General features: G+C 65.4%; 3 protein-coding genes. 1 reads left to right on the top strand and 2 read right to left on the bottom strand.

The window, feature by feature from the left end; genetic code table 11:
- A partial coding sequence (locus WBV89_RS12345; RefSeq protein WP_423981651.1) for a glycosyltransferase family 2 protein occupies window positions 1–725 on the bottom strand: 725 nt, incomplete at its 3' end.
- A gap of 83 nt (window positions 726–808) precedes the next feature.
- Window positions 809–1,753 carry a hypothetical protein gene (locus WBV89_RS12340; RefSeq protein WP_423981650.1) on the bottom strand — a complete coding sequence of 315 codons (945 nt, stop codon included), beginning with the start codon at window positions 1,751–1,753 and terminating at the stop codon, window positions 809–811.
- Between the two features lie 270 nt (window positions 1,754–2,023).
- Between WBV89_RS12340 and WBV89_RS12335 the strand changes: the two genes are divergently transcribed.
- Window positions 2,024–3,010 (top strand): glycosyltransferase family 2 protein (locus WBV89_RS12335; RefSeq protein WP_423981649.1); only part of this gene is annotated, 987 nt, incomplete at its 3' end.

Genomic DNA, 3,010 nt, shown 5'->3' with positions numbered 1-3,010 from the left:
GTCGTCAGCGCAACGAATCGGCCGGATACCCCGCCCGGCCGGGTCCGATCCTGGGTGATCGACGGGTCACCGCTCGGCCGGGCACGCCACATGTAGATCGTCTCGGGAACAATGTCGACCGACCGTGCCAGACAGTGCGCTCGGGTGGCGACCTCAATGTCCTCGAACAGAACACCTTCCGGGAAGCTGAGCCGTTCGCGTTCCCAGAAGTCGCGTCGATACAGTTTCCCGCAGACGATGTGATCCCGCACGAGTGAGGGTCGTTCGTAGATGTGAGTGGTCGGCGTGTAGCGGGTGAACATCCCGACATGCAGTGCGACCTTCCAACTTCTGCTGGCGTCGAAGCGCCGAACGACGCCGGTCACGAGGTCGGATCCCGTCACGTCGGCGGAGGCGACCATCGTCGCCAGTGCTTCGGAAGGCAAGGTGTCATCGCTGTCGACGAACGCAAGGAACGCGCCGCGCGCGGCAGCGACTCCGGTATTTCGGGCCGCACCCAACCCGCCGTTGGGCCGCGTCACCAAGGTGATCCGCTCGTCTCGCGCAGCCCATCGAGCGAGATGGTCTCCCGTCTCATCCGTGGAGCCATCGTCGACCGCAATGATCTGGAGATCTCGGTGGGTCTGTCCGGTGATCGATTCGAAGCAATCGTCGACGTACGGGGCCACGTTGTAGCACGGAACCACGACGCTGATCACGGAGTCCGAACTCTGACGAGGCTGCATCGGTATCACTTCGTCCACGGTGGCCGGGTTCGGCGAACTCTCGATGACGCGAGGACGACGGAACGGCCAATTCGTGTCGAATTTCATTCCGACTCCGACCGACGCCCCGACGGCATCAGCAAGGGGGTCGGTTGGACCTCATCGGTCAGGTCGACGTCGAACTGGTCGCGCAACTCCCGGATCGCGGACTCCGCCGTCCAACGATCGTCGGTCTCGATCGCGCGGACGCACCGTCGATAGAGGTACGCGAGGGCATCGCCATTCTCGCGATACCTCCGGTTGGGCGTATCGAAACTGAAGTTGTAGAACGCAATCGGGCGCTCCCAGGTGCCGTAGTTCTCGTCGAGGTACCGCCGTGCGTTCGTCGGGATCCAGACATCGACGCCGTGAAGGACCCCGGACTCGAGATCGAAGGGCGTGTTCCACCACTCGTGGATGTCGGTTCCGTGCCACAGCAGACCGTCGCGCTCGTAGTGCACGAAGATGTCGGCGCTGAATCCCGACGGGGAACGCGCCACGACCTTCAGCTTCTGGGAGACGACGGTGTATCGCGGAAGCTCCGAGATGGCGGCGACCACGGCATCCGCATCGGCGTCGCCGGGCAGGACGCCCAGGTCGATGTCGTAGTCGTGGGCCATCAGCTCGGTGCTGCGCACGTACCCGAGCAGGGTGCCGCTGACCAAGAACGGGCGGTGGCCGGCTCGTCGGAGCTCGCCGACGACGTCACGGAGTACGGAGATCTGCGCGGATCGCTCCGCCGGAAGCCCGCTCTGGGGCGCGACGGCGGTGCGGACGAGCCGGTCTCGGAGGTCACGCTCGACGAATTTCAGCGCCTCTTCGAACACGGGATCATCGTCCAGGAGAAAAGCCGCGCTCGCGAGGGTTCCTGTCTCGCTCGGATTCGCAGCCAGACGTCGTTTCAACCCGACCACCGATGCAGCCCTCGCCTCCGGCGTCTTGATCACCCCGGTTGCGGGAAAGTACGCCGGGAACCGACCGCGTCCTTCGATCGCCCGTGCCCACATCATCATTTCAGCCGTGCGGCGAGTCGACCTGGATCGGGACCCCGCGACCGCCTCCGAGATGACGGCTGCGTTGCCTCCCGACCGGCGCATCACAACGCCGAGGCAACGCGCGAAACACTGCTGCGTCGTGGCCGTGCGATCGAGAACCAGAAAGGTCGCCGAACGAACGCGCTGACCGAGTCGGCGGAGACCACATCGAGAGCGAGTCATAGGGCCGGAGCGTACAAAGGCCGGGGCTCCCGATGTCCAAGCCCGCGCTGTACTCTCTTCCGGGTGAGTTCGGGCGATCGTCGAGGCTTCCTCCAGCCCGCCAATCCCTCCATCGTGATCGACGGGCGCGATCCGGAACTCACGGCCGTCTTCATCCATCGAATGACCGAACGTTGGCGATCGAACGACCAGATCATCGTCACGCATGTCGATGAACCGGTCGCACACGGTGCCGCCATGAGCATCGCTGCGGCGTGCTCAGGCCGCCTCACGGTCCCTCCCGACCTCCGCGACGGCGTCCGATACGCCGCGATCATCCCAGCGGCACAGGTGGCACCCCCCGAGCCCCTGCCGCATCCGGCGCGTCCCGCCAACGTGCCCGTGGCGATGAACGTGGCTCCGCCTTCCGGAGTTGCGAACGACTACCGGCCACGTACCCGCGATGCCCGCTTGTGCCCGATGCCGCGGACGGAGGTCTCGATCGTCATCACGATCGACGATCGTCCCGAAGTGCTGGCCCGTACGTTGGCCTGTCTGTCTCACCAGACGTACCCGCATCACCTGCTCGAGGTCGTCGCTGTCGGCGGTGCCGATTCGGAGCGATCGAGCGCGGTTTTGGACAGCTACCGAGCCCACTTCGGCGCGATACGTCAGGTCCGCCGGGAGCACGGCGCAGTGGGGATGGCCGACGCTCGAAACCTCGGCATCCGAACCGCAGCGCACGAGAACGTCATCGTGCTGGGTTGCGCCATGGCGCCGGTCCCGCGGCTCGTCGAACTCTACGTGCGTCACCTCGAGACGTTCCCGTATGCCCTCTACTGCGGCAATCGACGCGATGTCGACGCGAACGCCGTGGCGCCCGAAGCGATCCGCCGTTCGATCGCCCCGATGTTGGGACTCCCCGATCTCGAGTACTGCCTCGATCGGAGTGACTCCGACGGTCGGTTCGGTTCGACCGCCGACCAGCGCGTCTCGATCTACGCGTCGACCGACGGTCTGCGTTTCGAACCGCATCCCTTCCGCGTCGTCAGCGGTGAGAACATGGCCTTC

It is taken from the genome of Ilumatobacter sp. (genome assembly GCF_049588435.1).
Classification (GTDB): domain Bacteria; phylum Actinomycetota; class Acidimicrobiia; order Acidimicrobiales; family Ilumatobacteraceae; genus Ilumatobacter_A.
Note: the sequence above shows the minus strand (reverse complement) of the source record. Positions and strands in the feature narration are given on the sequence as shown.

Excerpts from the sequence above, each read along its gene's own strand:
- WBV89_RS12340 (WP_423981650.1), bottom strand. The coding sequence starts at position 1,753 with ATGATGTGGGCACGGGCGATCGAAGGACGCGGTCGGTTCCCGGCGTAC.